3 protein-coding genes are annotated in these 3,930 nt (G+C 64.9%); 1 reads left to right on the top strand and 2 read right to left on the bottom strand.

The window, feature by feature from the left end:
• A partial coding sequence (locus X803_RS16835; protein ID WP_035777337.1) for a S9 family peptidase occupies positions 1–1,683 on the top strand: 1,683 nt, incomplete at its 5' end.
• Here X803_RS16835 and X803_RS0100390 read toward each other — a convergent pair.
• Both X803_RS0100390 and X803_RS0100385 read right to left on the bottom strand, forming a co-directional pair.
• A complete protein-coding gene (locus X803_RS0100390; RefSeq protein WP_026543573.1) occupies positions 1,680–2,309 on the bottom strand; it encodes a peptide deformylase in 630 nt (209 codons plus the stop codon). The genes X803_RS16835 and X803_RS0100390 overlap by 4 nt on opposite strands.
• 9 nt (positions 2,310–2,318) lie before the next feature.
• Positions 2,319–3,560: an MFS transporter gene (locus X803_RS0100385; protein WP_051470305.1), complete on the bottom strand. Its 1,242-nt coding sequence runs from the start codon at positions 3,558–3,560 to the stop codon at positions 2,319–2,321.
• Between the last annotated feature and the right edge of the window lie 370 nt (positions 3,561–3,930).

Raw genomic sequence — 3,930 nt, 5'->3', positions numbered from 1 at the left:
TCGCCCGATTCCCGCCGGCTCGTATTGAGCGCGCGCGTCCCGGAAGACGGCCGCTACGGAACGGTCGACGGCGTATCGGCAGGCCAGGAGGATCCGCGACTGGTCAGCAGCTTCAAGTACCGGATGAACGGCGTCGGTTACACCAGGGACAAGCGGTCACAACTGTTTCTCCTCGACGTGCCGTCCCTGGGGGAGGAGCCGTTCGTCAGGCCGGTGGGGCGGGCTGCGCGCTCGCTCGGGGAGGACGCGCCGACGGCGTTTGCCGAACCGGCGCAGCTGACGGACGCGGATGCGGACCATACCGCGCCCAGGTTCTCCTTCGACGGTTCACGCATCCTGTTCAGCGCCTCCCTGGAACCGGACTCCGAAGCGAATCTCCGGTCCGACATTTATTCGATCGAATTGGACGGCACAGACAGGCAGCGTCTGAGCAATTTCACGGAGAACCTTGTCAGCTGCGGCAACCCGGTGCACAGTGCGGACGGCCGCTGGCTCTATTATCTCGGCAGCGCGCTGTCGCCGAGCGGTGTCGATTTCGTTGCACGCAACACCGCCTTGTACATTGCTCCGGTCGATGACCCAACCCAGGCACGGGTGCTCACTGATCCGGAATCCCTCGATCTCGGTGAGATCGGCGAGGTTGTGCCGGCGGGAGGTGACAGCGTCCTGGTGTTCAACCGCAGCCGCGGCGCCGGCGACCTGCGCCGCGTCGATGCGCAGGGAGCGGTGGAAGTCCTTGCCGATGGCGAGTTGATCGTCACCGGCGCGGCGGGTATCAACGGCACCGTCGTCGTCTCCTATACGGACCCGGACACGGTGGGCGACGTGGCGCGCGTTGACGGCCGTGCCCTGACCAGGCTCACGGACTTCTCCGCCGCGCTGCGCAGCGAGACCGCCGTGATCCCTCCGCGTGAAGAGATCTTCACCGCACCGGACGGTTACCCCGTACACGGTTGGGTGCTGATCCCGGAGGGGGAGGGGCCGCACCCTGTCCTGCTCAACATCCATGGCGGGCCGTATGCCCAGTACGGGTGGGGCTACTTTGATGAGGCGCAGGTCTACCTTGACGCAGGTTACGCGGTACTCATGTGCAATCCGCGCGGTGCTGCCGGCTACGGCGAGGAGCACGGCCGGGTGATCAAGGAAGCGATGGGGACGGTGGACATGCAGGACGTCCTCGCGTTCCTTGAGGGTGCAGTCCGGACCTACGACCAGCTCGACGGCGACAGGCTGGGTGTGATGGGCGGGTCCTATGGTGGGTACCTGACCGCCTGGCTGATCGCCAATGACCACCGTTTCCAGGGCGCCATCGTGGAGCGCGGATTCCTCGACCCCGAGTCCTTCATCGGGTCATCTGATATCGGATGGTTCTTCTCGGAGGCCTACACCGGGGCTGAGCCGGAGAAGGTTCGGGCGCAGAGCCCCTATGCCCAGGTCCACAGGGTCCGGACGCCCACGTTCGTGATTCATTCCGAAGAGGACCTGCGCTGTCCGCTCGAGCAGGCCCAGCGCTACTACACGGCGCTGAAACGCCATGGGGTGGAGTGCGAAATGCTGATTTTCCCGGGGGAGACCCACGAACTCTCACGGACGGGCACTCCCTGGCACCGGCGTCAGCGTTTTGAGCACATCCTGCGGTGGTGGGCGGAGAAGCTGCCGAGCAAGAAGAACCAGCCCGCCTAGAAATTCAGGGCGCGCTGGGCCAGGTCGATTCCGGGCTGGGCCCAGCGCTCCCTGTACGCGTCGCTGCTCATGAGCGACCGCGTCCTCGCCTTGTCGATGTAGACCACGCCGTTCAGGTGATCGGTCTCGTGCTGGACAATACGTGCGGGCCACCCGGTGAAGTCCCGGCTGGCTTCCAGCCCTTCAGGAGTCCGGTATTCAAGGCGCACAGTGCGGTGCCTCTCCACCACGGCCTGCCAGCCGGTAAACGACAGGCATCCCTCGAAGAACGACGCCGTTTCGTCTCCCACAGCCGTGTATGCCGGGTTGATCACGGCGAAGTAGGGTAGCGGCGGGCGCTCGCGCACCTGGGCAATGTCTTCCGGCTGCGGGATCACGTCTTCGATCACCGCAATCCGCAGGGGAATTCCGAGTTGCGGCGCTGCCAGGCCGACACCCGGAGCGTCATGCATGGCTTTCCGCATGGTGGCCAGCAGTTCGGCGAGCTCCGAGGAGTCCAGCTGACCGTCGAACGGTTCGGCCGGGTTCCGCAGAACCGGATCACCGAGCTGGACGATCGGCGGCCGCTCCTGTTCGACGACGCCGCGGACCAGCGCGCGGATTCTCTCGCGTGTGTAGGTTCCCATCCACCCATCCTAGGTTCGCCTCTTCAGTCGCGGTGCTGACGCGGGGACGCTGTAGTACGCCAGCAGGATTGCGAGTGCGTTGAGAACCGCGAGGATGAGGAAGGCGCGGGAGTAGCTGCCGAAGGCCGCAGCAAGGCCGGCGCCCGCCCACGGACCCAGTGCCGTTGCGAGGGTAATCGGAAACGCAACCAGCGCGGTCAGCCGGCCGTAATGTGCGGAGCCCCACCGGTCCGTGATGGCCGTGGCGTGCAGGAGCGTGAAGATACCGCGGGCCACCCCGGCTGCCAGCGCGATCAGGATCGCTGCGGTGAGGGTCTCAGTGAGGCCGAGCAGCGCCGTCGTCAGGGTGGTGGCGGACAGGACAATAACGGTCCGCAATCTCAGCGGCAACTGTTCAAAGGCTCCATAACCCAGCCGGCCCAGCACTTGGCCGATCCCACCGATTCCCAGGGCGGTGGCCGCCAGGGTCCTGTCGATCCCGCGTTCCGTCAGCAGCGGCACGAGATTGACGACGGCGGCGAAAGAGGACAGGGCTGCCAGGCTGACGGCGGCCACCAGCGCGATGAACGGCAGGCTTCGGACGATCTCGGCAGGGGGAGTCGGCTTCGTGACCTGGGTGCCGGCCGGGTCCCGATGGGGTTCCCAGGGCCGCCGCAGCCCGAAGAAGTGGGCTGGAACCGTGATCACGAAAAGGGCAGCGGCAAGGATCAGGTAGGTTCCGCGCCAACCGGCAGCGGCGGACAGGAGCGCCGTCAGCGGTGCAAAGACCGTACTCGCGAGGCCGCCCACGATAGTCAGTACTGTCAGCGCGCGGGTGCGGCCGTCGGTCCACCAGCGGGTTACAGCGGCGAATGCCGGTGGATACAGAACCATTCCCATGGCGATGCCGCTCAGGATCCACCCGCCGAAGAATACGGGCAGCGTTCCTGCCGCAGCGACCAGGCACAGCGCCGGCGCTGCAAGCAGGGATCCGACAGTCATCACCGACCGTGGTCCGCGGCGGTCGAGGATGCGTCCGACCAGCAGGCCGGTGAGTGCAGAACAGATCAACCCGGTGGAAAACGCTCCGTTGACCACAGGCAAGGACCATCCGGTACTCGTGCTGATCTGTCCGGCGAGAACGGGAAACGCATAGAACAGAATGCCCCAGCTGGTGATCTCCGTGATGCAGAGGACTACCAGAACAGTGCGCAGGGAAACGTCCCGCTTACCCCTCCCAAACCACCTCCCGACAGTGCCGATAATCGACATTATGTCAACTAGAACCCGGCGAATCGCATTGGATGCGAATTGGCCGGGCTTTGACACCTGTCCCCTCTCGTCAAGCCGTATGGCACGGCATCTCGTTGATTCTAGAACCCGGCGAATCGCATTGGATGCGAACTGGCCGGACTTTGACACCTGTCCCCTCTCGTAAAGCCGCATGGCACGGTATTTCGTTGATTCTAGGCTCCTGACAGCCCACGCATGGGTGGCTGGACGAAGGAGTGCCCATTTGTCGTCGGGTGCGTTGAGTCTGAGAATCCGCGCCGTTGCAGGCCACTTTGCCACCGTCTCGCATAATGTGCGAAAGTGTCGCGTGTTATGCGAGGAAAAGACGTGACCAATCAGCGCGGCCCGG

This window comes from Arthrobacter sp. 35/47 (genome assembly GCF_000520475.1).
Lineage (GTDB): Bacteria > Actinomycetota > Actinomycetes > Actinomycetales > Micrococcaceae > Arthrobacter_D > Arthrobacter_D subterraneus.
This window is presented reverse-complemented; position numbering and strand designations above follow the sequence as displayed.